Origin of the sequence: Flavobacterium soyangense (assembly GCF_015277675.1) — a bacterium.
In the GTDB taxonomy this organism is placed as follows: domain Bacteria; phylum Bacteroidota; class Bacteroidia; order Flavobacteriales; family Flavobacteriaceae; genus Flavobacterium; species Flavobacterium soyangense.
The window spans coordinates 1-1,315 of record NZ_JADHEC010000087.1 but is presented as its reverse complement, the minus strand read 5'-3'; the positions used below and the strand labels follow the sequence as shown (position 1 = coordinate 1,315).

The window sequence follows — 1,315 nt, the reverse complement described above, 5'->3', positions numbered from 1 at the left end:
ATACTGAGAACGTTCTATGAGTCTTCCTTTTTTATTTTTGGTGCATTTAGTAAAGAGTTTGCAAGTCAAACAGGCGCTGGTTTTATAATGCTTCATTTGGGTTATTGATTTACCATTTTTTTTGGCGTACCAATTTGCGTTGGTGGTCAGGGTTTCATTGGCAGGACAGGTATAGGAATCGGTAGCTTTGTTGTATTTAAAATGTTCTACGTCAAAAGCAAGATCAGGTGCGTGTGCAGACACGCCGGGAATAGCAACCAGGACATCAACACCAATTCGGTTAGCGTAGTCAAATTCGCTGCCGGTGTGATAGCCTTTGTCGTAAATAGCTTTAAAATTAGGATGCCCTAAAATGGTTTTGGCTCGGCGAAGCATGCCGCCCATGGCTTTGGAATCGTTTTCATTGGTCACCTTGAAATCAATGGGAATATTGTGTAGCGCATCTACGGTGGTTTGTACCGTGTAGGCTACTTCGGAGATGTTGTTTCGAGTCATGATTTGGCGGCTATCGGGATCTGAGGTCGAGATTTGGGTAACGCCGGTAGTGTCAATTGTGTTTTGATACCCTATGTATTTTTGCTTTTGAATATTGTGTTTTTGAATTCTTTTTTCGATAGCTTCTCTCTCTAAACCATCACCATCTTCTTTGGCTAAAGCCGAGTTGTATTCTTCGAGTTTGGCATCGATATAAGCAATATGACGTTCTATTTTATTGGGATTGAAATTGTTTTTCTTGGAGTTTTGGGCTCTAAGCTTAGTACTGTCACCAGCAACTAAAGCACCGCCAATGAGTTCAAAGTGTGCTGCCATTTTTACCGTTGCACGAAACACGCGGGCAATGGCTTTAGGATTGTCTTTGCGGAAATTAGCAATGGTATTGTGATCCGGAACTAAACCCTTCAAGAGCCACATGAGCTCAATGTTACGATTGCATTCTTTCTCGAGCGTTCTGGAGGAACGCATGCGATTGAGGTAGCCGTAAATATAGAGTTTGAGTAAATCCGCAGGATGGTAGGCTGGTCTTCCGTTTTCGACAAAATCGAAAGTGAATCCAAAATCAGGGAGTTTAAGACTGTCTACAAAAAGGTCAATGAGCCTGATTTCGTTGTCTCGCGCAATGGCATCATCAATGGATGAGGCAAAAAGCGGGAGTTGGTTTCTGTTGGTTCCGTTGATGAATTTACTCATAAGCTATTTTTAAGCGATAAATACTTGCTTAAAGATAAAGAAAACTAAGGAGTTATCCAAATATTTTGAACGATTTTTAATACAAAAGAATAAACATTGGAAAGGAAGGTTTTTAGACAGTTTGACG

1 protein-coding gene is annotated in these 1,315 nt (G+C 40.8%); it reads right to left on the bottom strand.

From position 1 onward, the window contains the following. Positions 1 to 1,188: IS1182 family transposase (locus IR213_RS16065; RefSeq protein WP_228479220.1), on the bottom strand; the 1,188-nt coding region annotated here is incomplete at its 3' end. Positions 1,189 to 1,315 lie beyond the last annotated feature (127 nt).